We start from the raw sequence: 25,971 nt of genomic DNA, 5'->3' as shown, positions 1-25,971 counted from the left end.
TATTTTTCTTGAAGGAGGGGAATCCCTTTTTTCCGGGGATACCCTGCTTGCAGTTTTCGTAGAATCGCGAGATTGTACTCCAGGCTCTTTCTGCGGATGCTTGGCGAGCCATGCTGTTGAGTTCAGCAGCGAAAGGGAATTCCTGAGCCAGTTGAGCGCATAGCTTTTGCAGATCGTTCTGTCCAGTTCCCCGGTTGTCCATCCAATAACGGATGGCTTTGTTTCGGATGAACTGGACTGTTCTCACCGCCTCGTCTATGGCGCTGAATTGCTGGGGCTTTCCGTAGGCTTTAAACTCTAGTACAATCATGACTATATCCTAGCACACAATATAAGCTGCCCTGCAAGGACGGCGACTAAAGTCGCCCTGTCGTCTTTCATCCCCGCGAAGACAGCGACGGGGCTTTCAGACTCTCGCACTATTTTCGTAACGCTTTTGGCGAGTTCCCTCGGTGTTAAAAAAGGCGATCGTTTGCTGGAGTTGTTCCGATTGGGTAGAAAGTTCTGCCGCTGTTAAGGCCAATTGTTGCGAGGTTGCCGCATTCTGTTGAGTGACATTGTTTAATTGCTGAATCGCTCGGTTAATTTGTTCAGTTTCCGTATTTTGGGCTGTGCTTGCTGCACTAATTGCCTGGACTAACTCAGCAGTTTTTTGAATATCTGGCACCAGTCGCCGCAACATTGCCCCCGCTTTTTCCACCACAATTACAGCAGTATTGGCCAGATCTGTAATGGCGATCGCCGCAGTTTGGCTTCGTTCCGCCAATCTCCGCACCTCCGATGCCACCACCCCAAATCCTCGGCCATTGACCTGATCTCGAACCGCCTCAATAGAAGCATTGAATGAAAGCATCTGGGTTTGGCGCGTAATATCCTCAATCACGGAAATTTTTTGAGCAATTTGCTGGATCGCCAGCACCGCTTCAGCAACCGCCTGCCCACTGTCTCTCGCATCCGCAGCCGCCTGGAGGGCCAATTGCTCAGTTTGGCGGGCATTTTCGGTGTTTTGACGAATCGTGGCCGCCATCTCTTTCATCGAGGTAGAAACCTGTTCAGCCGCCGCCGCCTGGGAGCCTACCCCCACTGACATCGCCGCTGCATTAACACGCATCCCATCACTTCCTTCCGCCAGATGGCGAGTCACATTCTTAACATTGATCATCACCCCCTGGAGTTTTTCGATGAACAGGTTAAACCAATAGGCCACATCTCCGATCTCATCCTGTGAGGTGATGTTAAATCGTCGGGTTAAATCCCCCTCACCCCTAGCAATCTCCTTAATCCTTGCAGCCATCGCCATGATTGGTGCTCTTAACATATTTGCAACGACCACAAATAAACCCAAAACGAAAAAAGATAGAATTGTGGTAGCAATCAAAATCAGATGGGTGACAGTATTGCGGGCTTTAGGAACGAGGATCGAGAATCGACGGGAATTCTTTTGAATCGTGCTTAGATAATCTTGAAAGGCCGCGACAAAGGACATGGGTGACAGATTTTCATCTAAGTAGTTTTCAATGATCTCGTTAGCTTCGGTGAGATCAACAATATCATTTTCGCAAAGTTCAAACACCTCACCAAAACCAAGCAACGTAAATGCAGATCGTTCAAAGCCATTGACGGCATCAAGACAGGCAATCGGTAGAGCTAATGTGTTGTTGAGGAGAGGTTGTAAACCCATTTCTAGGCGTTCGGTTGAGGGAGCATTAATTAGCCTCTTGTCTACCCCATTAGTCTGTTGTATGGTGTCTTGTATTTGTCCGAGCTTAGTCTGCATTAACAAGACAAACTCAATATGTTCACGTTCTAAAAATTGAAAATATCCGGTTTTACCGATTTCTATCATCCCGACAATATTCATGAAAATTAGCACAATGACCGTCATGCCCAATATTGCCAATTTTGTCCCGATTTTTCGATTGAATAGCCACGTTATAATCATTGTCTCTCTCCCCGGGTCTATGGAGCAGATTTTATCTCAATTTTCACGGTTCACAGCCAGATTATTACAGCATTGTCAATATGTCGGATTTTTTGAACTGAGGACGAATAGATACAAATGTATGTAACAAAGATATTGGGCGCTCAGGGGGTTGTCCATTGGGTTTGTCGGTTTAGCTCAATTGTTTGGGGTGGAGTTGGCGCGATCGCTCACCACCCGATCAGGGGGCAAGGCTTGGTTTAAAGACTCCCGTGCTTGGCTTTTTTCTCCTAACAAATTGTAGACCGCACCGATGCGATCGCCTCCCGCCTCAATCTCCGGTACATTAAAAGAGACCCTAATCCTTTTCTAGCCAAGCCATCATGTTAGCGAAACGCATTCTCCCCTGTTTAGATGTGCAATCGGGCCGCGTCGTCAAAGGCGTGAACTTTGTCAACCTCCAAGATGCCGGCGATCCCGTCGAGTTAGCCCAGGTGTATAACGAAGCAGGGGCCGATGAATTGGTGTTTTTGGATATCACCGCCACCCATGAAGACCGGGATATTATCCTGGATGTGGTTTACCGTACCGCTGAACAGGTGTTTATTCCCCTCACCGTGGGGGGTGGGATTAGCTCCTTAGAGAAAATTAAAGAATTATTGCGGGCTGGGGCCGATAAAGTGAGCATGAACTCCCCCGCTGTACGGGATCCCGATTTTATTAAAGCGGCGAGCGATCGCTTTGGGTCGCAATGTATTGTGGTGGCGATCGATGCCAAACGCCGCACCGATCCCCAAAATCCCGGCTGGGATGTCTATATTCGCGGCGGGCGGGAAAATACGGGCTTAGATGCCCTCACCTGGGCCAAGCAAGTTACAGAATATGGCGCGGGGGAAATTTTGCTCACCAGTATGGATGCTGACGGCACTCAGGCAGGCTACGATCTGGAGCTAACGCGCCAAGTCGCTGAAGCGGTGGAAGTGCCGGTGATTGCCTCCGGGGGCGCGGGGACGACTCAGCATATTTACGAAGCTTTTAGCGAGGGTAAAGCCGAAGCGGCCCTGCTAGCATCTCTTTTGCACTACGGCCAATTGACTGTTACAGAAATTAAAGATTATCTTCAGGAATGCCGGATCCCGGTACGGCGGTAGGGTTATCCCCCCTTGCCCTGGTAAATTCACCTTACCGTTCTTAATTTTCTGTATTAGAATGGAGTAGATTGTTACAAATCGTAAGATATGCTCATTCCTATTCTCATCTTTGATGTGGCCCTCGTTGCATGGTCACTTCACCTCATGCAGGAGGCTGTGCAGAAACAGGAATTTTCCCTCATGCTGGCAGGAACCCTCGTGTCCCTATCTGCGGCGGCCTTAATGGTGGTCTACTTTCTGATGAATAACTGCATCACGTACCTCACCACCAGTCACTATCCCGCCTATTTGTACCAATCCCCTTGACAACCCTGGCAACCGTCCGGCATAATCAATAATGCACAATAAGGGGTTATAGCTCAGTTGGTAGAGCACCTGCATGGCATGCAGGGGGTCAGCGGTTCGAATCCGCTTAGCTCCATTTTTAATTAAACGGCTAAGAATTGTTGAATCACTTCTTGGCTGAGGTCTTGGGTGCGTCCTGAGGCGACAATGCCTCCCTTTTGCATGGCGTAATACCGATCCGCTTGGCGGACAAAATGGAGATGCTGCTCCACTAACAGCACCGAAATGCCGGTATTGGCAATAATGCCTTTCACCGCCGCTTCAATTTCCAAAATAATTGACGGTTGAATTCCCTCTGTGGGTTCATCCAAAACCAATAACTGGGGTTTGCCCATTAAGGCACGGGCGATCGCCAACTGTTGCTGTTGCCCGCCACTCAAATCCCCCCCCATCCGGTTTAACATCGTCTTTAGTACCGGAAATAACTCGAAAATCTCCTCTGGGATCGTGTTTAATTTGCGGCTCCCCTTTGGTCGCGCCTCCAAACCCAAAAGCAAATTTTCCCGCACTGTCACCCTCGGAATCACATCCCGACCTTGTGGCACATAGCCAATACCCAGCCGCGCCCGCTGATCCGGTGTTTTTTTCGCCAAAGATTCCCCCATAAATTGAATGGTTCCGGTACGGGGTTTTAACAGGCCAATCAGGGTTTTTAACAGCGTGGTTTTACCAACCCCATTGCGACCAATTAAACAGACCATTTCTCCCGGCCGGACACTCATATCCACATTGCGTAAAATGTGACTTTCACCGTAATAGACGTTTAAATCGGCGATGTTGAGAATTTGGCGATCGCTCCGTTCAGTAGTAGGGGATTGGGGGGTCGTTTGGGTCATGGGTTTAAAGGGTGTGAAAGTTTGCAATGGGGGAGGGATCCCCCCTGCTTAAAAAGGGGGGGGTTTTGTACTTGAAGGTTTTTAGCGGGTTTCGGACGGGGGAAGATCTTCAGTTTCTACGGGAGGCGTATCCTGGGATGAAGCCATGTCTTGTACTGGAGCAACTTCAGCATATTGGGCTTCAATTTCCGCCTCAATGGTTTGAACCATTGCCGGCGGCAGATTTAAGAATTCCAACAGTTTTTGATAAACCACAGTACCCGCCTCATTAATCCTGTTCGAGCGAATAATTTCATAGCTGAGACGCAGCACTGTTTCCCGCTCCTCTTCTGTAGTGATTTGAGGGACTAAGGTTTCGAGAGAAATTTCTTTGCCGAGATAATTTTTTAACTCCTCCCGCAATTCCGCTTGATGGGCCGGATCATTAGAAAACTGTTGACTGAGACGGTTTAAAATCACCCGCATTTGTTCCGGGGCAAAATTGCCATCGGCCCAAGCCATCGCCGCCGCAATCCGCAAGATCCGCATCTGATCCGGTGTCACCGTTGGAGCTTGACCTAAATACACTTCAATGACGCGGGGATCATCTTGGATCTCATCCATTGTGCCTTCACAGAGGACAGAACCCTGATGCAATACCGTCACTTGGCGGGCAATTTGCCGCACAAACTCCATATCATGTTCAATGACAATGATCGAATGACTTTGGGCGAGGGAAATGAGCAGATCCCCCACTCGTTCCGTTTCTTCATCGGTGAGACCCGCTACAGGTTCATCTACTAAGAGTAAATCAGGAGATTGAGCCACTAACATCCCAATTTCTAGCCGCTGCTTTTCGCCGTGAGAAAGGAGGTTAGCAGGAAAATCGGCTTTGCTGCTGAGGCTGATCGTTTCTAAGAGGCGAATGATGGTTTGGCGATCGCCTCCCGTGGGTTTCCGCAACAACGTTGCTAAGACATTTTTCCGTCGATTAGTGGCCAGATCAAGATTTTCCCGCACCGTCAAGTTGAGGTAAACGCGGGGGGTTTGGAATTTGCGGCCAATGCCCAGTCGTGAAATCTGGTGTTCGGGAATTTTGCGCAGATCCTTACCTTTAAACCGCACCGTGCCGCTGGTGGGTTGGACTTTGCCGGTGATGATGTCGAGAAATGTGGTTTTCCCGGCACCATTGGGGCCAATGATCACCCGCAATTCACCGGGTTGCATGGCAAAAGTCAGGTTATTGAGGGCTTTAAATCCGTCAAAACTGACGGTGAGATTTTCGATTTCAAGGATAGGGGCAGCCATGGTGGTTGATCACTGAGAGATGGGAAGGGATCCCCCCTGCCCCCGCCCCCCTTAAAAAGGGGGGTTTTTGAATTTTCACCCCCTTTTTAAGGGGGTCGGCATAGCCGGGGGGATCATCAGCCTTGCAGGGAGTTTTTGAATTTTCACCCCCTTTTTAAGGGGGTCGGCGTAGCCGGGGGGATCATCAGCCTTGCAGGGAGTTTTTGAATTTTCACCCCCTTTTTAAGGGGGTCGGCGTAGCCGGGGGGATCATCAGTCTTAAAGGATAGTTCTGAGGAGTTATTTGGGTTTGGTTAATTGCTCCCGTTCAGCCAAAACTTCGGGATCCGTTTCCAAACTGGGATAGGTCATCAGCGGTGGCGCAAAACCAAAGCGCGATCGCACCTTTGGCCAGACAAACGCGGTCAACCACCCGATAATCCCATCGGGTAACACCGTCACCACCAACAGGAATAAAAAGCCTTGGAAAAAGAGCCAAGCTTCTGGAAATTTGGCACTCAACGTAACGCGGGCATATTGCACCAATAATGTACCGATCAGCGCTCCCACCAAGGTTGCCCGGCCCCCCACCGCTACCCAGATCACGATTTCGATGGAAAAGGCTACCTCCATTTCACTTGGGGTAATAATCCCGGATTGAATTGTGGATAAAGCACCTGCGATGCCGGTGATCGCCCCTGAAACGGCGAACACCAACACCTTAAACCAAGTGGGATCGTACCCTGAAAACCGCACCCGGTTTTCATCATCCCGGATCGCCACCAAAAGCCGCCCAAACCGGCCACTGGTGAGCCACCGACAAAGCAGGTAAACAGCAATCAACGCTAGGACGGTGTACTGATAAAACATCCACTGCATGCGGGGAGAACCCACCACCTGACCAAACAATTCTGCTGTATCGGTTTTTAAGCCATTGGTGCCGTTAATCAGCTTTTGCTGGCCATTAAAAAAGTTGAAAAAGACCAGTAATGCCGCTTGGGTGAGAATGGAAAAATACACCCCCTTAATCCGGTTACGAAACACCACATAACCTAAAATTCCTGCCACAATCCCCGGCACGAGTACGATCAGAATCAGCGTCAGGGGAAAGGAATAGTAGGGATACCAAAAAAACGGCAGTTTCTCAACCCCATAGAGGCTAAAGAAGCTGGGAATTTGGCCTTCAGGAAGTTGCAAGCTCAGGTGCATGGCCAAGCCATAGCCCCCTAGGGCGAAGAAAATCCCTTGGCCCAAACTCAATAGGCCCGTGTAACCCCAAATTAGATCAACCCCCAACGCTACAATCGCCAAGGATAGAAACCGCCCCAACAGCTTCAGTTGAAAAGCGGGTAACAGGGAAGGAATCACCCCCATGAGGACGATGCCAAAGACGACAATGGCAATCCCTTCGATCAGCAATCGGCGGGTGGCGATCGCCTTTTTTTGTTGAATGGAACTCAAGCCCTCAGCGGTCATAACGTTTTTATCTAGAAAGTAAAGAGGGGAAAAATTCTCCCCTAGCCCCCCTGATCAAAGGGAGGATTAGGGTTATAGCTCGACAGCGCGGCCTTTGGGCGGAAAAATTCCCGCTGGCCGAATCTGGAGAAAGGCAATAATCAAACCAAAAACCATCACTTTGGCCATACTCGAATCGGCAAAAAAGTTGAAAAAACCTACCACGGGCTGCAACCATTCCACCGGGTTAAGCAAGGTGGCAAAGGTTCCCGAACCGATCAAGTAGGTGACAATGCCAATCACCATAGCGGAAATAATTGACCCAAACAGATTACCCACACCGCCCACAACCACCACCATGAACGTATCAATGATATAGTTTTGACCCGTATTCGGCCCCACTGATCCCAACAGCGTAATCGCACAACCCGCTACCCCTGCCAAACCAGAACCCAGGGCAAAGGTGAGGGCATCTACTTGGGCTGTAGGAATCCCTAAGCAGGCACTCATGGGCCGGTTTTGGGTGACGGCGCGAATCCGCAGCCCCCAGCTAGAGCGGTTGAGGAAGAAATACACCCCCACCACACAAATAATCGTCAGAATAATAATAAAAATCCGCGCATAGGGCAGTTGAATCGGCACGGCCCCCGTGGGAATTTGGATCCCCCCTCGTAACCAGGCGGGCGCGGTGACATCGACGTTACGAGTGCTAACGGTGGTACGGACAAATTGCCGCAGAATTAAACTCACCCCCCAGGTGGCCAGGAGGGTTTCCAAGGGCCGGCCGTAGAGGAAGCGGATCACCCCTCGTTCAAGAATTAACCCCACCAAGGCCGCAACGATAAAGGCGACGGGAATGGCGGCGATCGTATACATCTGGGCCCAAGGGTCGCCCCAGCTATTGAAAATATTTTGAACAAAAAAGGTGGCATAGGCCCCCAGCATCATCAGTTCTCCATGGGCGAGATTAATCACCCCCATTAACCCAAAGACGATCGCCAAGCCCAGGGCCGCGATCAAGAGAACTGCACCAATGCTGATGCCATTAAACGCACCAATGAACAATTGCAGAGCAAAATCAGCCATAGTGGGTTTTCCTGAATAGAGTGACAAATCAACGGTCATCAGGGCGATGACCGTTGAGTTAACCTCTAGTTATGCCTCCACCTTGTAACGTTCGCCCTTGGCGGGATCAGTCCAGTCGCAGCCATACCCTTTGGTATCCGGCACAAACTGGTTCCAGGGTTGAGGATCAACGGGGCCATCGGTTTCGTAGACGATTTCAAACATCCCGTCTTCACGAATTTCACCAATGCGCACGGTTTTGGAAAGGTGATGATTGGCGTTCATCGTGACTTTGCCTTCGGGAGCATCAAAGGTTTGCCCCACTGCTGCTGCTCGCACGGCTTCAATATCGGTGCTTCCCGCTTCTTCAACGGCCTGCTTCCAAAGGTAAACCATGATGTAGGCGGCTTCCATGGGGTCGTTGGTGACGCGATCGTCGCCGTATTCCGCTTTAAAATCCGCCACCCATTTTTCATTTTCAGGGGTTTCAACGGTTTGGAAATAGTTCCAGGAGGCGTAGTGACCCTTGAGGAATTCGGGGCCAATTTGCCGGACTTCTTCTTCTGCCACACTCACAGACATGACGGGGTATTTATCGGGGCCAAGGCCTGCCCCCTGCATTTGTTTGAAAAATGCGACGTTACTATCGCCGTTGAGCGTGTTGAAGATCACGCCGCCATCGGGGAGGGCCTGCTGAATCCGGGTGATGATCGGTGTAACCTCCGTATTGCCTAAGGGGAGGTAGTCTTCGCCAACGGTTTCGCCACCGAGGGCTTTGAGTTGCTCTTTAATGACGGTGTTGGCGGTACGGGGGAACACATAGTCCGAACCGACGAGGAAAAATTGCTTGCCTTTATTTTCCAGCAGCCATTCCACCGCTGGCTCGATCTGCTGGTTGGGGGCGGCTCCGGTGTAGAAGACGTTTTGAGAACATTCTTGGCCTTCGTACTGGACGGGATACCAAAGCATATGGTCTTTGGACTCAAACACATCCAGGACGGCTTTACGGCTGGCGGAAGTCCAGCAACCAAAGACGACGGAAACTTGGTCTTGGTCGATGAGTTTGCCGGCTTTTTCCGCAAAGGTGGGCCAATCGGATTCGCCATCTTCGATGATTGCTTCGATTTGCTTGCCTAAAACACCACCAGCGGCGTTGATTTCTTTAATGGCGAGCTTTTCAGCATCAACGACGGTGGTCTCACTGATGGCCATTGTGCCGCTGAGGGAATGGAGAATGCCGACTTTAATCGTGTCTCCGTCACCGCTAGGGGTGGATGTTGTGCCACCCTCATCGGGAGTTGTGGTGCCTCCTTCTTCGGGGGGAGCACCACAGGCTTTCAATAAAATGCTGGTTCCTAGGGCGGCTGTACCGTAGAGCAGGAATTTCCGTCGCCCAAAGTTAGGTTGTACCATTTCCGTTCGTTACCTCACGTTCACAAGTTGGTTCCGGCAGTTTCTGAGCAGGTAGGCAGGGAAACCGCAAGATTAAGAGCAATCATCGTAGATCCCTAGTTCCAGATTTTTTGTAGTCTGAACTACCATTATTCACTGAGGAGGGGAAATATTAAGAAATATTACGGTGAATGTTGTGGGGGTGATGGGGGGCGATCGCCTCTCCCCTGCCCATGGATTTCCCCGACTTGGGCCAAGGGGGCAAGCTGTCCGCAATAAATCTTAATCCGGGGAGCGAGAAAGCTCACCTTAGAGGATTGGCAGCCATCGCGACTTTTAACGTTTTGTATTCTTCTGTGATTAATCATGACGTTCCGTCACAAAAGTCTTTAAATTGAGGCTTTATTTAATGTTGTTTTGGCGACATTTTTCGACAAAATCGATTAACGTCAAAGAAGAGACCCCTTAGAAATTCGCTGCAATCTTGGCAAATTCGGCTAAATGAGCAAAACGGGGGCGATCGCAATGATTCTCGATCCCGTGTGGAGCAGGTGATTATGGGAAACCTCAATTTTACAACCGTAGACTACGATCTCAATCAGCTTAAGCAACCGGTTATTCATACTCTCACCCAAGTCCAACCCCATGGGATCCTTTTGGTATTGGCGGAAGATGACTTAACGATTTTGCAAGTGAGCCAAAATACACAGTTGCTCCTCAGCATGGCCCCGGAGCAACTCCTCGGCCAAAGTTTAGAAGTGATTCTCGATTCGTTCCAAGTGGATCGCATTAAAGCAGGCTTGTACGGCTCCAACCTAGATAGCATTAACCCCAGTAAAATTTGGATACGTCGTCACGGTGATGATTATCAAGTGTTTGATGCGGTGTTTCATCGCACAGCGGATCAGCAACTGGTGATGGAATGTGAACCGGCCATTGTTCAGGAAGAAATCCCCTTCTTAAGTTTTTACCATCTCGCCAAAGCCTCCATTCACCGCCTTGAATCCACCGCCAATCTTCAGGATTTTTGTCAGGTGATTGTCCAGGAAGTGCAAAAAATGACCGAATTTGATCGGGTCATGCTCTACCGCTTTGACCAGGATAACCACGGCGAAGTTCTGGCTGAAGCGAAAGTTTCTGAACTAGAATCTTACCTCGGCCTACATTTCCCCGAGTCGGATATTCCCGCCCCGGCTCGTCATCTCTTCCTGTCTAACTGGATTCGGATGATCCCCGATAGCACCGCCGAGCCAGTGCGCCTGTATCCCGATGTTAATCCGCGATCGCACCAACCCACGGATTTAACCCTTTCGATCCTCCGCAGCCCCTTCCCCTGCCATTTGGAATATTTACAAAACATGGGGGTGGGCGCATCTCTGACTATTTCTTTGATTAAAGATCAGCGGCTTTGGGGGTTAATCGCCTGCCACCACCGCACCCCTAAACAAGTCCCCTACGAACTCCGTAAAGCCTGCGAATTCCTCGGTCGCGTCGTCTTCACTGAAATTGCCAACCGTGAAGAAGAGGCAGATTACCATTACCGGATGAAGTTGGCGCGGGTACAAACAACGCTCATTGAAGCGATGTCCGAAGCCGATGATTTTATCCAAGGTTTGGTGACTGGGCCGGTCACACTGTTAGATTTAGCCAATGCTAGCGGGGCCGCCATCTGCTTTAACGGCCATTGGACAACCCTGGGTAAAACCCCCGATCAGCAAGAATTGAACTATTTGCTGCAATGGTTGACGAAAACCGTCACCGATGAAGTTTTTGTCACCGATTCTTTACCCTCGGTGTATTTTGAAGCGGAGCGGTTTAAAGCCGTAGCCAGTGGTTTATTGGCCATTCCCATTGCTAAACACAGTTTTCTCCTCTGGTTCCGGCCAGAAGTGTTGCAAACGGTGAATTGGGGGGGCAATCCCGGTGAAGCTTATTATCTCGAAGATCAAGACGGTAACATCAAGCTTTGTCCCCGGCAGTCCTTTGCCCTCTGGAAAGAAACCGTACAACTGACCTCGTTGCCTTGGCAAGAGGTGGAAATTCGCTCAACGTTGGAATTGCGTAAGGCAATTGTCAATATTGTCCTACGACAAGCGGAGGATTTAGCCCTCCTGGCCCAGGATTTAGAACGTTCTAATGCCGAGTTGAAAAAGTTTGCCTATGTGGCTTCCCATGATCTTCAAGAACCCTTGAACCAAGTGGCCAACTATGTGCAGTTGTTGGAAATGCGCTATGACCATGCCTTAGATGAGGATGCCAAGGAGTTTATTAATTTTGCTGTCGATGGGGTGAGCTTAATGCAAACCTTGATTGATGATGTGTTGGCCTATTCTAAGGTGGATCTCCAAGGGATTGACTGTGAGTTAACGGCAGTAGAAACGGCGGTGAACCGAGCGGTGGGCAATTTGCGCAGTCGTATCCATGAAACCCAAGCGGAAATCACCTGGGATGAGTTACCCACAGTGGTGGCCGATGCCACACAACTGATGCAACTGTTCCAAAACTTGATCGGCAATGGCATTAAGTTTCAACGCCCTGATGTATCTCCCCAGATTCATATTGGCGTGGAGCGTCACGATGATCATTGGCTGTTTGCCGTGCGAGATAATGGCATTGGCCTAGATCCCCAATTTGCCGATCGCATTTTTGTAATTTTCCAACGTCTCCATACCCGTGATGAATATCATGGCTCTGGCATGGGTTTGGCAATTTGCAAAAAAATTGTTGATTGCCACCGGGGCCGAATTTGGGTAGAGTCTGAACTCGGGCAAGGTGCTACATTTTATTTCACATTGCCAGTGGGAGGTCGCGATCGCCATCATGTTAACCGACGTAAAGCGCAAAATTATCTTTTTAGTTGAGGACAATTGGGGCGATATTCGCCTCATTCAAGAGGCTCTCAAGGGGAGTGCTGTCGATTATGAAGTGGCGATCGCCCGTGATGGGGTGGAAGCCATGGCCTGCCTGCGGGGCGAAGGGGATCAACCGGCGGTCTTACCGGATCTGATCCTGTTGGATCTCAACCTCCCCCGCAAGGATGGCCGGGAAGTTTTGGCGGAAATCAAAGCCGATCCGCGACTTAAACGGATTCCCGTCGTGGTTTTAACCACATCTCGCAATGATGATGACATCATTAAAAGTTATGATCTACATGTCAACTGCTACATTTCCAAATCCCGGAATTTGAGCGAATTGTTCAAAATTGTCCGGGGCATTGAGGCATTTTGGTTAGAAACTGTCACCCTACCCCCCCGTCAGTCCTAAGCACCGATCAATTGGCAATCCTTTTGATTGAGGATAGTTTGGCCGATGCCAGACTTTTACAGGAAGTGCTCAAGGGCAGTGCTTTAACAAAGAGCCATTTGGTTCATGTGCAGCGGTTACAGGCGGCCATGGCCCGTTTGGCTAATGAAGATTTTGCCGTTATTTTATTGGATCTGACCCTCCCGGATAGCTATGGTTTGGCTTCCCTCGATAGCCTCACCGGAGTGGCTCCCCATTTGCCCATTGTCGTCCTCACCAATACCAATGATGATGAATTGGCGGTGCGGGCGGTGCGCCATGGGGCGCAGGATTATCTGATTAAGCGCCAAATTAACCCAGAAATTTTGGTGCGGGCGTTGCGCTATGCCATTGAGCGCAAGCAAAGCGCCGAAGCGCTGCGCATTGCCAATGAAACCCTAGAGTTGCGGGTGCAACAACGCACGGCGGAATTAAAGGCGGCCAATGAATCCCTCCGTCAGGAAATTGCCTGGCGGCAACAAATTCAAGACCGCCTTGCCCTCGCGCAACAGGTGGGCAAGATTGGTACTTTTGAATGGCTTTTGCCGGGATATCGGGTGTTATGGACGGCGGAGTTAGAGGCCCTCTATGGATTAGCACCGGGGAGTTTTAGCGATCGCCCTTTCCCTTGGTTAGAGCGTATTTATCCCGAAGACCGGAGCAAAGTCGAGCGGGCCATTGAGGAGGTCTTAACCCATGGCCAAGGGTTAAATTTGGAATTTCGGATTATTTGGCCCGATGGCCAACTCCATTGGATTGCCATCACCAGCACGGTTTTCAAAGCAGAGCAGGGGCAACCCCAACGGATGATCGGCCTGCATATGGATATCACCGAGAAAAAGCAATTGGAGGCGCAATTTTTGCGGGCCCAGCGGCTCGAAAGTTTAGGAACCCTCGCCAGCGGCATTGCCCACGACCTTAACAATATCCTCACCCCCGTTCTCTCCGTTGCCCAATTGCTGCCCCTCAAGTTTCCCGACCTCAATGAACAGACCCGCAACCTGTTGACCATCCTGGAAACCAGTGCGCGGCGAGGGAGTGATTTAATTAAGCAAATCCTTTCCTTTGCGCGGGGGATTGAGGGGAAACGTGTCTGTTTACAGGTTAATCACCTAATTACGGAAATTCGCCATATTATTCGCCAAACGCTGCCTAAATCCATTGATATTTTTGTAGAAGTAGACCCGGATTTGTGGATGGTGCATGGGGATGTCACCCAATTGCATCAGGTGTTGATGAATCTCTGTGTTAATGCCCGTGATGCCATGCCCCACGGCGGTAGCCTCAGTATTACGGCGGCGAATGTGATGGTGGATGAGGTTTTAGCGCGACACCATTTAGAGGCGATCGCCGGCCCCCATGTGGAAATCACGATCAGCGATACCGGCATGGGCATCGCGCCGGCCCTGTTGCCGCGCATTTTTGACCCCTTTTTCACCACTAAGGAAATTGGCAAGGGGACAGGATTAGGCCTATCCGCCGTGTTAGGGATTGTCAAAAGCCATGGGGGATTTATTGATGTGCAAAGTCAAATCCATGGCGGCAGCCAATTCCATATTTATTTACCCGCCACCACCGTTGCCTTAATTCTGCCCACGGATGAGATGGAGCATTGTTCTGGAGCAGGGGAGTTAATTTTAGTGGTGGATGATGAGGTGGCGATTCGGGAGGTGATTAAAACAATGTTAGAGACCTATCAATACCGGGTGATTACTGCTAGCCATGGTTTAGATGCCATTGCCCGCTATGCGGAGCAAAAGGAAGAAGTTGCGGCGGTGATTGTGGATTTAATGATGCCGATTATGGATGGGGGGGCAACGCTGCCCCTGCTGCAACAAATTAATCCAGCGGTGAAGGCGATCGCCATGAGTGGCCTCAATGCCAGCGAAGCGGCCCAAAATGCCAAACGCCAAGGCTTTGCCGCCTTTTTAGATAAACCGATCCACACCCATGATCTCCTCAAAACCCTCCACAGTTGCCTTCTCCCTTAATAGGCTCCTTCTTTCCCCAACACCACTTTAATCGTCCGCAATAAAATCTGAAAATCTAGCCCTAAGGACCAGTTTTGAATATAGGCAATATCTAACTTAAATGCCTCATCAAAATCGGTAATATCGGAGCGACCGGAAACCTGCCAAAGGCCGGTAATGCCAGGCATGACATTGTGGCGCAAATGATGATGATCTTGAAACCGCTCCACATCCCGCAGGGGCAGGGGCCGCGGCCCCACTAAACTCATCGTACCAAACAGGACATTAATCACTTGGGGAATTTCATCTAAACTGTAGCGGCGGAGAAATTTTCCCACTTTGGTAATGCGGGGATCATCTTTCATTTTAAATAAGACCCCATCGGTTTGATTGTGGGCTTCTAGTAGGGCTTGGAGTTGATCGGCATTTTCTACCATGGTGCGAAATTTCCAAACTTGGATGGTTTTGCCCCGCAGGCCCGCCCGTTGCTGTTTATAGAAAATTTTCCCTGGGGAATCAAAGCGGATCAAGAGGGCGATCGCCACATAGAGGGGACTGGCCAAAATTAAAATCAACGCCGACATCACCACATCAAAGGAGCGTTTCAGCAGAAAATCACTGCCTACCAACGTCGGCGGCACAAAAACAATACTGGGCATACCACCAATCATTTCAATTTGCGGCCGTTGGGCAGGAATTTCCAGATCAATGGGCAAAATGCGCAAATTTAGCCCAGAAGATTTAATACTCCAATAAAACTCCATGGGATGATTGATCGATTGCCAGGAACAGACAAAAACTTCTCCGGCTCCCTGAAAATAAACCTCATCTAATCGGGATTGCCAATGCTCCATATCAGCAAGTGCTTCTAAGGACACCATGGCCACAATATCGAATTCTTTTTTATTAATTAATTCTATTAACAGGCGGGCCCGCTCCATATCTTGCCCATGGCCCACCAGCATGATTTTGCGCCGAACGGCCCCTTCTTCTCGTAACAGCGTGATTAACCCTTCTGCCCCCAGACGGGCCAAGAGCACAAATAGGATTGTGAATAGCCAGCCCAAAATAAATGTGGAACGGGAAAAGTTCAGCCCTGGTTGATACAAAAATGTGATCATCACTAAGATGGCTTGGGCCAAACTCAATTTCGTGATCAGGCTGAAATAACTGCGCCGCTGAAACCGAGGGCCATAGAGATTTGCTGCCACTAACACGCCAGTATTGATCACGATAATCGGGAGTAGAAATCCAGGGTGCTGCTCGGAGTGAGGCAGGAGGTAAAAGCCATCCACCACTTGTAACCCCGGAATCATCGCTGGAATGCGTTTGGCGGCTATCCAGGCTAAAATAACCATTCCCGCATCCAGAATGATAAAGAGCAAAATCCGCAACACACCAAAAATACTACCCCGACTAAAGCCGAGGGCATGGGCATCCCGTAAATCTCGCTGGTCTGGAACAAGCCGATGGAATGAATGGCTAGAATCATCGTGTTGTTTAAATGCCATCACCATTAATCCTTGCGACTCTTATGAAAAAGAGAGACCCCTCACCATAACATTATCGTGATTCATCCCTGTACTATTCCTGCCATGTTTTTAATAAAAGGCTAAAAATGCCTCAATTGTCATCTTTTGTAATCTAGTGGTAGGGGGTGATCCACGGGGGATGTTGAGGGTTGTTAGGGAAGGAGGGAGAATTGATCAAAGGCGATCGCCTCACTCTCACCCATGGTGGTATCAAAACGATAGCTGGTGACGTTCCCCGTCGCTGTATCCAAAATGCTAAAGACCGTCAGACTGTTACTGGCAATATAGGGCAGGGGTTGGTTACTTTGTTCATCCACCAGAGGCGCGAGGGTGGGCATGATCGGCTCCAAACCATAGGGATCACCCAGGGGGACGTAGGTTTCCTGATAACCAGGGGGGACAAAGCGGGGTTCTGTGCCGTTCCAATAGGCCCCGTAGGTATTGCCCACATTGGAGGATTCGAGGAAATTGACCCCCGCTGTATTGCGAAAACGATTCCACAAATGGGAATGACCGTAATACACCAGTTGCACTCCTGCTTGCTCCCAGAGGGGTTCGAGGTATTTGTGGATGTAGTCCTGATCGAGGGGGTATTCGTAGCGGACAGCGGTAATCGCCCCTGTGCCATCCCGCTCAATGACCGCCTGAGGGTCGGTGTAGGCGGGGACAATATTGCCCCCGAGGGTATGGGCGGGATGGTGGAACATGACGATTTTATATTTGGCCTGCTGAAATTCAGGGCTGGCCAGTTCTGCCTTGAGCCATTCGTATTGAGCAGTACCGGGGGTGATGGGTTCAAAAATATGTTGGCCGTAGCTCCACTGACTGGGATCAGCGGCGGTGGCTTGGGGTTCGCGGTAACGACTCACCCGTCCATCCTCCACGGTGGGGACGCGCCAAATATTGGTGACGTAAAGGCTGATCAGGCGAATATCCCCAAAACTGACGGCGTAGTAGCGTTTCCCGCCGGGACTATTTTGGGGCAAGGTAAAGATTTCTTCGTAGGTGTCGCTGTTGAAGCTGTGGGCCTTGAGCCAAGCGGCTTGGAGGCCGGGATCAAGGGTACGATCGCCCCCCGGTACGGGGAAAAATTCCGCCGCCTGGGGCCGGGGATAGGGGTCGCTGAATTGGTCGGAAAGGGTGAGGGTCTGACTAAACCGGCCCATGACTTCATGATTGCCCAGGGCGGGGAAGAGGGGGGCGTTTTGAATAATTTGGCCACCGCGATAGACTTTTTCCCCACCAGCGGCTTGGGCGATCGCAAACCCCGCCCGCCCCTGTAAACAGGGAAAAAAGGCGTTGCCCTTGGCACTATCAAACCATTCTGAGCCGCGATCGGGGATATTCACCAAATCCCCCGCGAGAAACACACCATCAACAGCCCCCAGGGTTTCCACCACTTTTTCCAGGTTCGCCGCTGTCATCGGCATTAGTTGATGATCGGAAGTGAGTAAAATTTTTAAGCCCCGGCCAGGACTAGGGGCGGGGGAGAGGGAAAAGCGATCGCTCTGGATCCATTCCCCAGTTTCCCGCAGGCTCCGCACCTGATAAGGAACCCGTTGATCCGGCGTTAAACCGGGAATCAGGGCTTCATGTCGCCACACCGTCCGAAATGTGGGGGTAGCGGGGGGGTTGGCAATGGGGGATTTGGCATCTTCCCGGAGGCGGGTGAGGGGGCGGCTGGTAGCCTTTTGGTGGTGTTGGAGGCGATCGCCATACCACACCTGATGCTCGGTGCCGGCAAACTCCGTAAACCACACCACCCGCACCGAGTCCTGGGTGGGGAGTTGTAAAAAGGGGTCGGTGAGCAGTTGCTCAGGGTTAATCGCAGAGGGCATTGGGGGACGATCAATCAAGAGGGCTAAAAACAGGGCCAGCAAAAAGGGGAAAAGGCAGACCAGCACCGCCTGCATGGCGGGCGATCGCCAAAATTTTTGCATTTGAGATGAGGGCGATCGCTGAATCATGACCGGCTATCCATGGAGGCAATAGTCCCATTCTAAAAGAGCCAAGTTAACAGGCCATTAAACCCCCGCTGCTTTCCGCAATTGCTGCAACACCCAATCAAACCGCTCTAACACCGGCTCCAGGGCATTATCATCGGGCAACGTCGAAAGCTGAAAATTCGGTAAACGCCGCTCTAAGGGGTTCGTCGGTAGGGCCAAACCAATGCCACTCAAGCGATTGCGCAGTTCATACCAACCCTCCTCTTCATTAAAGGGTGGGCTAGCCGCATAGCCCTCCGAAGCAATTTGCAACGTGCCATTAATCCCCACCGCAAACAATTCCACCAAGGGGGAAGGAAATTTTAACCGCGCCGTAAAACCGCCATACACATCCCCCGTCCCCCATTGGAGATAGAGATCATTGGGATGGGATTCAATCCAGTCATACAACTCCCGCACCAGCACCATTTCATCCTCGCCATAGCGGGCCGCATACTCCAACAGAAAGGAGGTTTTATCCCACTGTCGCCGCTCCCGGGCAGTGCTGGATTTTTTCTGTTGAGCTTCGGCGGTTTGGCCAATCACATTGGAAACGAGGGTTTTTAAGCCATTTTCCAAACTGACGTATTGTTTAATTTCCACCGCCAACACTTCCGCCGGATCCATCTGCTTATTGAGGAATTCAATCACCCGCTGCATCGCCGCCGGAATGTGATCCGCCACAAAAATTAAGCGAATTTTCCCCGCTTGGAGATTGGTTTTCACCTGCTGCCAAAACTGCTCTTCGTCGGCATTTTCCCCAAGGAAATCCTCAAAAACCTGTTCTGGATCACGGTTCTGGCGACGACAGTTGATTTCAAACTGATCCAAAATTGATTCTACGGGCCAATAGAGCACGGCATTGGCGGCATAGTCGAGCATTTGGCCGATGATTTCCCGCCGGGGGCGATATTCCCCCTCATGCTGTACCTCGACGAGGGTGGGAATGGCTTGGTGATCAAGGAAAAGATGGTTCAATGACCAGCGCTCCATGCCCATGTCATCGGTGGGAATTGTGCCGGTGCGTTTAATTAGCAACCATTGGTTAAACCGTTGATCATGGTGGTCAATCCCCAATAAATTGGGGTATTTTTCCAAGAGTTCTTGGAGCAGGGCTTCCGAATCGTAGGGTTTTTCAGCCATGGCAACCAGTTGATTGTCGCCTTGAATAAGATAGATCCCACCGCTCATAATGTTTGGTGTCCGTTAGTGAATCGGTTAGCAGTTTTTGTGGTGGACGACGAGATTTGCAGCTATTTTAAAGGTTGAAGGTTCCCGTAAACACGTTTTGGGCGGGGCCGGTCATGTAGATCCGCTGATTGTTGGGGTTCCAATCGATGACGAGGTTGCCGCCGGGGAGTTCAACGGTGGTGGTGCGATCGCATTTTCCATTTAACACCCCTGCCACCACAGCAGCACAGGCTCCCGTCCCACAGGCGAGGGTGATCCCCGCCCCCCTTTCCCAGACGCGCATTTTGAGATAATCCTGTGCCACCACTTCAATAAATTCTGTATTGATCCGTTGGGGAAAGGCGGGATGGTGTTCAAAGTGGGGGCCGAGGGTGGCGAGGGAGATGGCGGCGACATCGGCAACGAAGGTGATGCAATGGGGATTGCCCATGCTCACACAGGTAACTTCCCAGGTTTGATCCTTGACGCTGAGGGGTTGGGCGATCGCCTTTTCCCCCGCTGCCACTAACGTCGTGGGAATGTCCTCCGCCTGTAAACGGGGCAGGCCCATATCCACTGTTACCTGACCATCGGGTTGGAGTTGGGGGGCAATCACCCCCGCGAGGGTATGAATTTGATAGGTTTGATCTGCTTCGGGGGGCAGTCCCTCCAATTGGGCTAAAAACCGCGCCAGGCAACGGATGCCATTGCCGCACATTTCCGGCTCCGAACCATCGGAGTTGAGGATCCGCATTGTGTAATCCGTTCCCCCCTGACCCGGTAGGGCGAAGATCACGCCATCGGCCCCAATGCCAAAATGGCGATCGCACAGTGCCACCGCCTGCGCCGGGGTCAAGGTTAAATCTGGGCTGTGACGATGGTCGATGAGAATAAAATCATTGCCAAGGCCGTGATACTTGCTAAACTCGATGGGCATGGGAATCCTTGCAGACGTTAAATCCAACAGTGGCGGGGTTCGCCGTTCTTAATCAATTGAGCGTATTTCATTATGGCTGAATTTGAAACTGGATTCCCCAGTGTGCGCCAAATCCAACAATGGGTTGCCGATAAACAGGGGGTGGAAATTAAACTCCTGACGGGGGATATTTTAGTAGGAACACTACTATGGCAAGATCCCCATTGTCTTTGCCTCACTGATGCCAGTGGCCAACAGATCGTCGCCTGGCGGCAGGCGATCGCCTATCACAAAGCGGTCACGGCCTAACCCTCTGCCCTGTTTGAATGATCTAAAATGCTTTTGAATCGCACCTTTCCCCTATTTACCCTCGCCACTGCCTGTGTTACGGTACTCACGGCCATTGCCCCGGCGATCGCCCTCGAAGTCCAAATCAATCCTAACCGTCCCAAACTGGGGGAAACGGTTGCGATTAACGTCCAGGTCAATAACCCCAGCCAAGCCCCCACCATCACCCACAACGGCACGACCCTCCCCGCCTTTCCCCTCCAACCCGGCCGTTACCGGGCCTTCCTCCCCACCTCCCCCCTGGATCGCCCCGGTACAATGAACCTCCAAGTCCAAGGGGATGGCGAAACCAAAACCCTGCCTATTACCCTTGAAAGCCGCAGCTTTCCCACCCAACGGATCACCGTCCGGGGCGGCGGTAATGGCGCAACCCCCTACGAATTGGAGCGCGTCGCTGCCTTTAAGGCGATCGTCTCCCCCGAAAAACATTGGCGCGGCCCCTTCCTCCGCCCCACCAATGGCCGGGTTTCCACCACCTACGGCATCCGGCGGTACTATAACGGGGTCTTTGCCCAGGATTACTATCATCGCGGCGTAGACTATGCCGCCGGGACTGGTACACCCGTTGTCGCCCCCGCTGCGGGCTATATCCGCCTGGTGGATCGCGAAGCCAATGGTTTCCGGATCCATGGCAACACCGTCGGCATAGACCACGGCCAAGGGGTATTAAGCATCATGCTCCACCTCCACACGATCACCGTCCGCGAAGGGGAATTTGTCCAAGCTGGGCAACGCATTGGCACGGTGGGCAATACCGGCGCATCCACCGGCCCCCATCTCCATTGGGGTTTATATGTCAATGGCATCTCCATTGATCCTGTCCCTTGGCGGTACGATGGCGTGGATTAATCGCCCTGAATTCTCCTCTAGAGAACGGAAAATCTTTCCCTTTGTCCCGTTTTTACGGCAAGATAGGAAGGAAAACCTCCCCCTTGCGTCGGCCCCAACAGCGATAAAGTAACGTTATGAGCATAGAGCGAATTGTTGAACAAGCCCTTTCTGATGGCTACCTGACCCCCACGATGGAGGCGGAGGTGGGGCGGATTTGTGATACCGCTTCGGAATTGTCCATTGAAGAATATATGGCGTTGGATCGTCTGATGGGGGCGTTACTCACCGGGGAAGTGGTAGCCGTTCCCCGCAAGCAATTTATTAACGTCATGGAGGAACTGGTGTTAAGTGAATCCATTGGCCGGGTGGCGGAACTAGATGCCAGCATTGATCCCCCCTTGGATGTGGGGGATATCGCCGCCTATGCCCTCAATCGTCTTCCTCCCCTCTATGCCACGACGGAAGAGGGGGCCAGCTATCAGCGCAAAAAAGCGAAAGAAGAGTTACAGGGTTTAATTCGCGAGCAAATTAATGAGGCGATTTCCCGGAATTTACAAGCGCCGGATCCCAATCCCGATCGCCAAGCCTTCAAGAGTAGCGATGTGCTTAGACAGGTGAACCATTTGCTCCAATCCCATGCTCGCCAGTATGAATCGAGCAATCCTAGTTAATTTCCCGTAATCCATCCGCTGGGGTTGATCCGTCGTTTGGCTGAACTTAGGGGGTTGGGGGGGGAACATTCCTGAAATCCCTGCGTCCCAACGGGAAGAAGGGTAAAACGTTCTCCAGCACGATCCCATGAGTCAATCTGTTTCTGCACATTGGTCAACCCTTGAGGCTCACTCACCTTCGCCTTTGGTGTCGTTTAACAAATTACCCAACTACGACCTGATCTTGCGTTGCCAACAGGGTGCTAAACCGGACCGCGCTGCATTCTCTGAACTGCTGCGTCGTTATCAGCCCCATGTGGAACGAATCCTTTACCACCTCGCCCCCGATTGGCAAGATCGTGCCGATTTGGTGCAAGAGGTTTGGATTCGGGTCTATCGCAATATCAACCGCTTGAAAGAACCCAGTAAGTTCAAAGGCTGGTTAGGTCGCATTGCTACCAACCTGTTTTACGATGAACTGCGGAAACGGAAACGGAATGCTCCTCCCCTCTCCCTCGATGCGCCTCGGCGCATGGATGACGGGGAAATGACCTGGGAAATCGCCTGTGATGCGCCCCGCCCCGATGATCAGTTGGCCACGCGGGAGTTTTATGAAAAGCTTCAGTTGGCGATCGCCGATCTCCCCGAGGCCTTCCGCACGACGATTGTCCTGCGGGAAATTCAAGGGCTAGCCTATGAGGAAATTGCCGAAATGACGGGGGTTTCCCTCGGAACCGTCAAGTCTCGCATTGCCCGCGCCCGTCTCAAACTCCAAGAGGAGTTAACGCCCTATTTGACCCATGAGTAATTCCGTCGCGGATTGTGACGGGAGGATCTAGCGATCGCTCATCAAAGGGGCTAGAATGTAAACTTAAAAAATAGTCAACTTTGGGGATTTGTCAAGCCGCTAGGGGGTGAATCATGACACTCAATCACAATCAGTCTCACGCACACCATCTCGATGATTCCTTTGGGGATCAAACCTATTTCTCTGACTTATCGGATCTAGATTCACCCATGGACATTTACCAACGCGATCGCTTTGAACTCCTCAGTGCCTACCTTGATGGTGAAGTTAGCCCCTCAGAGCGGCAGCAGGTACAGGACTGGCTAGATCATGATCCCGCCATGCAACAGTTGCACCAACGCCTCACGCAACTGCGCTACGGGTTGCAAACCCTCCCCATTCCCGTGATGGAAACCTCCGCTGATGACCTGTTAGCGGGTGTATTTGCCGATGAAGCGCAACGCCATAGCCGTTTCCGCTGGGTGGCTTGGGGTGGGGGGGCGATCGCCGCAACGGTGGTTGGTGCGCTCTCATTCCTCGCTCCCCAATCCCCCCTTGCTCCCCGCTTTGCCCAAACCCCAGAAGCAGAACCCGACGCGACCAGTCTCCTGATTGCCGTTAGTCAGCCGGTGGTGGATATTCCCCTTGCCCCTGAGGCCATGGTTAAAGATTTGAGCATTTCCATTGACCGGCCAGTGGTGGATATTCCCACCACTCAATATTAGGCTCCTCAACTCCGTTGCCTGTCGTGCGGACTTTAGTCTGATCCCTAAGCTGAAAATAGAAAACCATAAAGGGGGAAATGAGCAATCATCTCCCCCTTTGTTGATCAAGAGCAAGGAAATCTAAGACACCGAGAACGCCACAAACACCACCCCTGTCACAAAAGCGAGGGCAACCACCCCAGCGATAATGTAATTGCGCTTTTCTGTCGTGGTGGGAGGCTCAGTAGTATACATTTTCGGCTCAACGGCAAAGTTGTTGATCCGGCCGCCTTCTTCTTGGGTATAGGGCATTTTTTATGTTCCTAATGCTAAACAGGGGGGCGTTGAGGCTGATCTGGGCAAGAACAGAACCAACTGCCATGGCCCCATTATGTCATATTTGTAACGAAACATTACAAAAAAGGTCGTCTTTTGGCAAAAATTTGCCCAAAATTCTCGATCCCCCTAGGCGTGAGGGCATTCAAGAACTTTTCCACACTTCCCAAGCGGCCTCACGGCCAATCTTGCCATTGCGCTTAAAACGAAATGCACCATACTCATAAACATCCCCATAGGGTGTAATGCCGGTGAGGGTGCGAATTTGGGAGGTGGAGAGAATCCAACCGCAACTACAGGCTTCTTCTAATTCTCGCCACACTTGCAGGGGTGAAACAGGGGTGGGGGTTTGGGCGGCTAAAGCTTCGGATAACGTGATCACCACGGGCGTGAGCGGATTTTCTGGCTCTTTCACCAGATCGGCAACGGGAGCCACATTGATCGCCCCGCCTCGCATTTCTTCCCCCACAGAACTAATGATCCGCACTTTGCCCATGGCGGTATAGTCCCCCAAGCTTTTCCCTTGCCTTAACCAACGATCCAGATCATCCAGGTGTTGCACTAGGGGAACGTCGGCATAGTCGCCCACTTGGGGATCGTAGTGGAGCGTTTCCCCCACCGCCTCAAGGCGTTCATCGAGTTGAGAACGGCGGGTAAGGCCGTAGCGGGCCATTAACCCGGCAAGATCAAGCATGGATTCAGGGGAGAAATTCATCAAAGATGGCGGTGAGGGGGCGGGGATTCCACCCCAGTTGATCCTTGGCTTTTTGGCCCGTGACGCGCACACAGCGTTCATAGACGTAGTGGAGGCGTTCGCGGCTCAAGGGGGGGTTCCAGTTGAAGAGATGCCCTAGGGGATCGAGGAGGGCGGTGAGGGCGTAAACGAGGGGTTTGGGAGCTTCCTTGGGGGTGGGAATCCCGGCTTTTTGCCCTAGGTAGGCGAACATTTCGCGGGTGGGAAGGTCGGCGGTGGAGATGATGTAATGCTCACCGGGTTGGCTTTTTTCGGCGGCGAGAATCATCGCTTCAACGAGATCATCCACATGAACAATGCCGGTAATGCGATCGCCCCCCACCCAAAAGGGCAGTTTACCCTTTAAAAATAACTGAATCACGGGGCCAAAATGGGGGTCATCCACGCCAAAAATCCCCGACGGCATCACACTAACAACGGGAAAACCTGCCGCTGCGGCTTGATTGACTAATGCTTGAGCTTCATATTTGGTGCGATCGTAGGCGGAGGAAAACCCCTGTTGGCGGCGTTGGAATGTTTCGTTAATGGTTTCCCCTTGGGTATCGCCATAGATGCCGATGGTGCTGCAATAGACCATTTTTTGGATGTTAGCCGCTTGGGCTGCGGCGAGAACGTTGCGTGTCCCTTCAATATTGACCCGGGCCATGCGATCGCCATCCACAATCCCCAAATCCACATCCGCCGCCGTATGAAACAGCCAATCTATCCCCGCCATGGCCGGATCAAGGCTGGGGCGATCGGTGATATCCCCATAGGCGAAGGTGAGGGGGAGGTCAGCGAGGCGATCGCAATTACTCGTCCGCCGCACCAATCCCACCACATCAAAACCCCGGGCCACCAAGGCCCGCACCAAATGGGAACCCGTAAAGCCATTTGCCCCCGTTACCAACGCTTTCATCACCATTTGCCTAGTCAAACTCTAAGCCAATATAATCCAATCTCTCCCCCCGTAGGGGCGAAAAATTTTTCGCCCCCAAACCCTTGTCCCAAAATCAAAAAACCCGTTTAAACCAAAAACCCCCTTTTCAAGGGGGTCGGCGTAGCCGGGGGGATCATGCCGACTGCGGCGGAGGGAGGGACTAAGACGTATATAAACGGTAGGTACGGAGAGGGAGGGATTCGAACCCTCGAATGAGTTACCCCATTACAGCATTTCCAGTGCTGCGCCTTCGACCACTCGGCCACCTCTCCAGGTGCGTTGCAGTTTTCCATTGTAGCAGCATAAGAGCACATCGTCAAAACAGGGATCAACATTTCCACCAATTTTTGTACAAT

Annotated in this window: 24 protein-coding genes, 2 tRNA genes and 1 pseudogene; 12 read left to right on the top strand and 15 right to left on the bottom strand. The window is 51.5% G+C overall.

Going from position 1 to position 25,971, the window contains the following annotated elements; all coding sequences use genetic code 11:
- A pseudogene (locus VB712_RS09275) lies at positions 1-310 on the bottom strand (RNA-guided endonuclease TnpB family protein); the annotation flags it as partial.
- Between the two features lie 96 nt (positions 311-406).
- Positions 407-1,681 (bottom strand): methyl-accepting chemotaxis protein, encoded by a 1,275-nt coding sequence (locus VB712_RS09270; RefSeq protein WP_323254279.1) that lies wholly within the window; start codon positions 1,679-1,681, stop codon positions 407-409.
- Positions 1,682-2,093: 412 nt separating this feature from the next.
- Between VB712_RS09270 and VB712_RS09265 the strand changes: the two genes are divergently transcribed.
- The 4 genes from VB712_RS09265 to VB712_RS09250 all read left to right on the top strand — a co-directional run bounded on the left by VB712_RS09265 (position 2,094) and on the right by VB712_RS09250 (position 3,493).
- The gene (locus tag VB712_RS09265) at positions 2,094-2,225 is read left to right on the top strand and encodes a hypothetical protein (RefSeq protein ID WP_323254278.1); all 132 of its coding nucleotides are present in this window, start codon (positions 2,094-2,096) and stop codon (positions 2,223-2,225) included.
- Positions 2,226-2,304: 79 nt separating this feature from the next.
- Positions 2,305-3,072, top strand: coding sequence for an imidazole glycerol phosphate synthase subunit HisF (hisF, locus tag VB712_RS09260; protein WP_323254277.1), 768 nt, complete (start codon positions 2,305-2,307; stop codon positions 3,070-3,072).
- Between the two features lie 87 nt (positions 3,073-3,159).
- Positions 3,160-3,378 carry a hypothetical protein gene (locus VB712_RS09255; protein ID WP_323254276.1) on the top strand — a complete coding sequence of 73 codons (219 nt, stop codon included), beginning with the start codon at positions 3,160-3,162 and terminating at the stop codon, positions 3,376-3,378.
- 42 nt (positions 3,379-3,420) lie between these two features.
- A tRNA-Ala gene (locus tag VB712_RS09250) sits at positions 3,421-3,493 on the top strand.
- A 7-nt stretch (positions 3,494-3,500) separates the two neighbouring features.
- Here the strand turns inward: VB712_RS09250 and urtE are convergent.
- The 5 genes from urtE to urtA form a co-directional block, all read right to left on the bottom strand.
- The gene (gene urtE / locus VB712_RS09245; protein WP_323254275.1) at positions 3,501-4,253 is read right to left on the bottom strand and encodes an urea ABC transporter ATP-binding subunit UrtE; all 753 of its coding nucleotides are present in this window, start codon (positions 4,251-4,253) and stop codon (positions 3,501-3,503) included.
- 81 nt (positions 4,254-4,334) lie between these two features.
- A complete protein-coding gene (gene urtD / locus VB712_RS09240) occupies positions 4,335-5,540 on the bottom strand; it encodes an urea ABC transporter ATP-binding protein UrtD (protein WP_323254274.1) in 1,206 nt (401 codons plus the stop codon).
- A gap of 279 nt (positions 5,541-5,819) precedes the next feature.
- Positions 5,820-6,995 (bottom strand): urea ABC transporter permease subunit UrtC, encoded by a 1,176-nt coding sequence (gene urtC / locus VB712_RS09235; RefSeq protein ID WP_323254273.1) that lies wholly within the window; start codon positions 6,993-6,995, stop codon positions 5,820-5,822.
- 72 nt (positions 6,996-7,067) lie between these two features.
- Entirely contained in the window at positions 7,068-8,060 is a 993-nt protein-coding gene (urtB, locus tag VB712_RS09230; protein WP_323254272.1) for an urea ABC transporter permease subunit UrtB, read from the bottom strand.
- Between the two features lie 69 nt (positions 8,061-8,129).
- A complete protein-coding gene (gene urtA / locus VB712_RS09225) occupies positions 8,130-9,452 on the bottom strand; it encodes an urea ABC transporter substrate-binding protein (protein WP_323254271.1) in 1,323 nt (440 codons plus the stop codon).
- Positions 9,453-9,988: 536 nt separating this feature from the next.
- Here urtA and VB712_RS09220 point away from each other — a divergent pair.
- Genes VB712_RS09220 through VB712_RS09210 form a run of 3 tightly spaced genes read left to right on the top strand, consistent with a single transcriptional unit; the run spans position 9,989 to position 14,704 of the window.
- Entirely contained in the window at positions 9,989-12,292 is a 2,304-nt protein-coding gene (locus VB712_RS09220) for an ATP-binding protein (RefSeq protein ID WP_323254270.1), read from the top strand.
- Positions 12,252-12,695, top strand: a complete 444-nt coding sequence (locus VB712_RS09215) for a response regulator (protein WP_323254269.1) — start codon at positions 12,252-12,254, stop codon at positions 12,693-12,695. Before VB712_RS09220 ends, VB712_RS09215 begins: the two co-directional genes overlap by 41 nt.
- An 11-nt stretch (positions 12,696-12,706) precedes the next feature.
- Entirely contained in the window at positions 12,707-14,704 is a 1,998-nt protein-coding gene (locus VB712_RS09210) for a response regulator (RefSeq protein WP_323254268.1), read from the top strand.
- Here the strand turns inward: VB712_RS09210 and VB712_RS09205 are convergent.
- From VB712_RS09205 to dapF, 4 genes are all read right to left on the bottom strand, one after another.
- Entirely contained in the window at positions 14,701-16,194 is a 1,494-nt protein-coding gene (locus tag VB712_RS09205) for a sugar transferase (RefSeq protein WP_323254267.1), read from the bottom strand. The genes VB712_RS09210 and VB712_RS09205 overlap by 4 nt on opposite strands.
- A 173-nt stretch (positions 16,195-16,367) precedes the next feature.
- On the bottom strand, positions 16,368-18,182 hold the full coding sequence (locus tag VB712_RS09200) for a metallophosphoesterase family protein (RefSeq protein ID WP_323254266.1): 1,815 nt from the start codon (positions 18,180-18,182) through the stop codon (positions 16,368-16,370).
- 57 nt (positions 18,183-18,239) lie between these two features.
- Positions 18,240-19,391, bottom strand: a complete 1,152-nt coding sequence (locus VB712_RS09195) for a hypothetical protein (RefSeq protein ID WP_323254265.1) — start codon at positions 19,389-19,391, stop codon at positions 18,240-18,242.
- Positions 19,392-19,458: 67 nt separating this feature from the next.
- Positions 19,459-20,307 (bottom strand): diaminopimelate epimerase, encoded by an 849-nt coding sequence (dapF, locus tag VB712_RS09190; protein ID WP_323254264.1) that lies wholly within the window; start codon positions 20,305-20,307, stop codon positions 19,459-19,461.
- Between the two features lie 72 nt (positions 20,308-20,379).
- On the opposite strand from dapF, the gene VB712_RS09185 reads away from it, so the two are divergent.
- The 5 genes from VB712_RS09185 (at position 20,380) to VB712_RS09165 (ending at position 23,627) form a co-directional block, all read left to right on the top strand.
- Positions 20,380-20,595: an Hfq-related RNA-binding protein gene (locus tag VB712_RS09185; RefSeq protein WP_323254263.1), complete on the top strand. Its 216-nt coding sequence runs from the start codon at positions 20,380-20,382 to the stop codon at positions 20,593-20,595.
- A 27-nt stretch (positions 20,596-20,622) separates the two neighbouring features.
- On the top strand, positions 20,623-21,483 hold the full coding sequence (locus VB712_RS09180) for a M23 family metallopeptidase (protein ID WP_323254262.1): 861 nt from the start codon (positions 20,623-20,625) through the stop codon (positions 21,481-21,483).
- Positions 21,484-21,599: 116 nt separating this feature from the next.
- On the top strand, positions 21,600-22,136 hold the full coding sequence (locus VB712_RS09175; RefSeq protein ID WP_323254261.1) for a late competence development ComFB family protein: 537 nt from the start codon (positions 21,600-21,602) through the stop codon (positions 22,134-22,136).
- Between the two features lie 127 nt (positions 22,137-22,263).
- Complete coding sequence (locus tag VB712_RS09170; RefSeq protein WP_323254260.1) at positions 22,264-22,923, top strand: sigma-70 family RNA polymerase sigma factor; 660 nt, start codon at positions 22,264-22,266, stop codon at positions 22,921-22,923.
- A 209-nt stretch (positions 22,924-23,132) separates the two neighbouring features.
- Positions 23,133-23,627, top strand: coding sequence for an anti-sigma factor family protein (locus VB712_RS09165; protein ID WP_323254259.1), 495 nt, complete (start codon positions 23,133-23,135; stop codon positions 23,625-23,627).
- A gap of 120 nt (positions 23,628-23,747) precedes the next feature.
- On the opposite strand, the gene psb34 is transcribed toward VB712_RS09165, so the two are convergent.
- The 4 genes from psb34 to VB712_RS09145 all read right to left on the bottom strand — a co-directional run bounded on the left by psb34 (position 23,748) and on the right by VB712_RS09145 (position 25,887).
- Positions 23,748-23,918 carry a photosystem II assembly protein Psb34 gene (gene psb34, locus VB712_RS09160; RefSeq protein WP_323254258.1) on the bottom strand — a complete coding sequence of 57 codons (171 nt, stop codon included), beginning with the start codon at positions 23,916-23,918 and terminating at the stop codon, positions 23,748-23,750.
- A gap of 169 nt (positions 23,919-24,087) precedes the next feature.
- Positions 24,088-24,636 (bottom strand): hypothetical protein, encoded by a 549-nt coding sequence (locus VB712_RS09155; protein ID WP_323254257.1) that lies wholly within the window; start codon positions 24,634-24,636, stop codon positions 24,088-24,090.
- Between the two features lie 4 nt (positions 24,637-24,640).
- On the bottom strand, positions 24,641-25,594 hold the full coding sequence (locus VB712_RS09150) for an NAD-dependent epimerase/dehydratase family protein (protein WP_323254256.1): 954 nt from the start codon (positions 25,592-25,594) through the stop codon (positions 24,641-24,643).
- A 206-nt stretch (positions 25,595-25,800) separates the two neighbouring features.
- Positions 25,801-25,887: transfer RNA gene (locus VB712_RS09145), tRNA-Ser, on the bottom strand.
- Positions 25,888-25,971 lie beyond the last annotated feature (84 nt).

Source organism: Spirulina sp. CCNP1310, from assembly GCF_034932185.1.
Classification (GTDB): domain Bacteria; phylum Cyanobacteriota; class Cyanobacteriia; order Cyanobacteriales; family Spirulinaceae; genus Spirulina.
The sequence above is the reverse complement of the archived record's forward strand: the minus strand, read 5'-3'. Positions and strand labels throughout refer to the sequence as shown.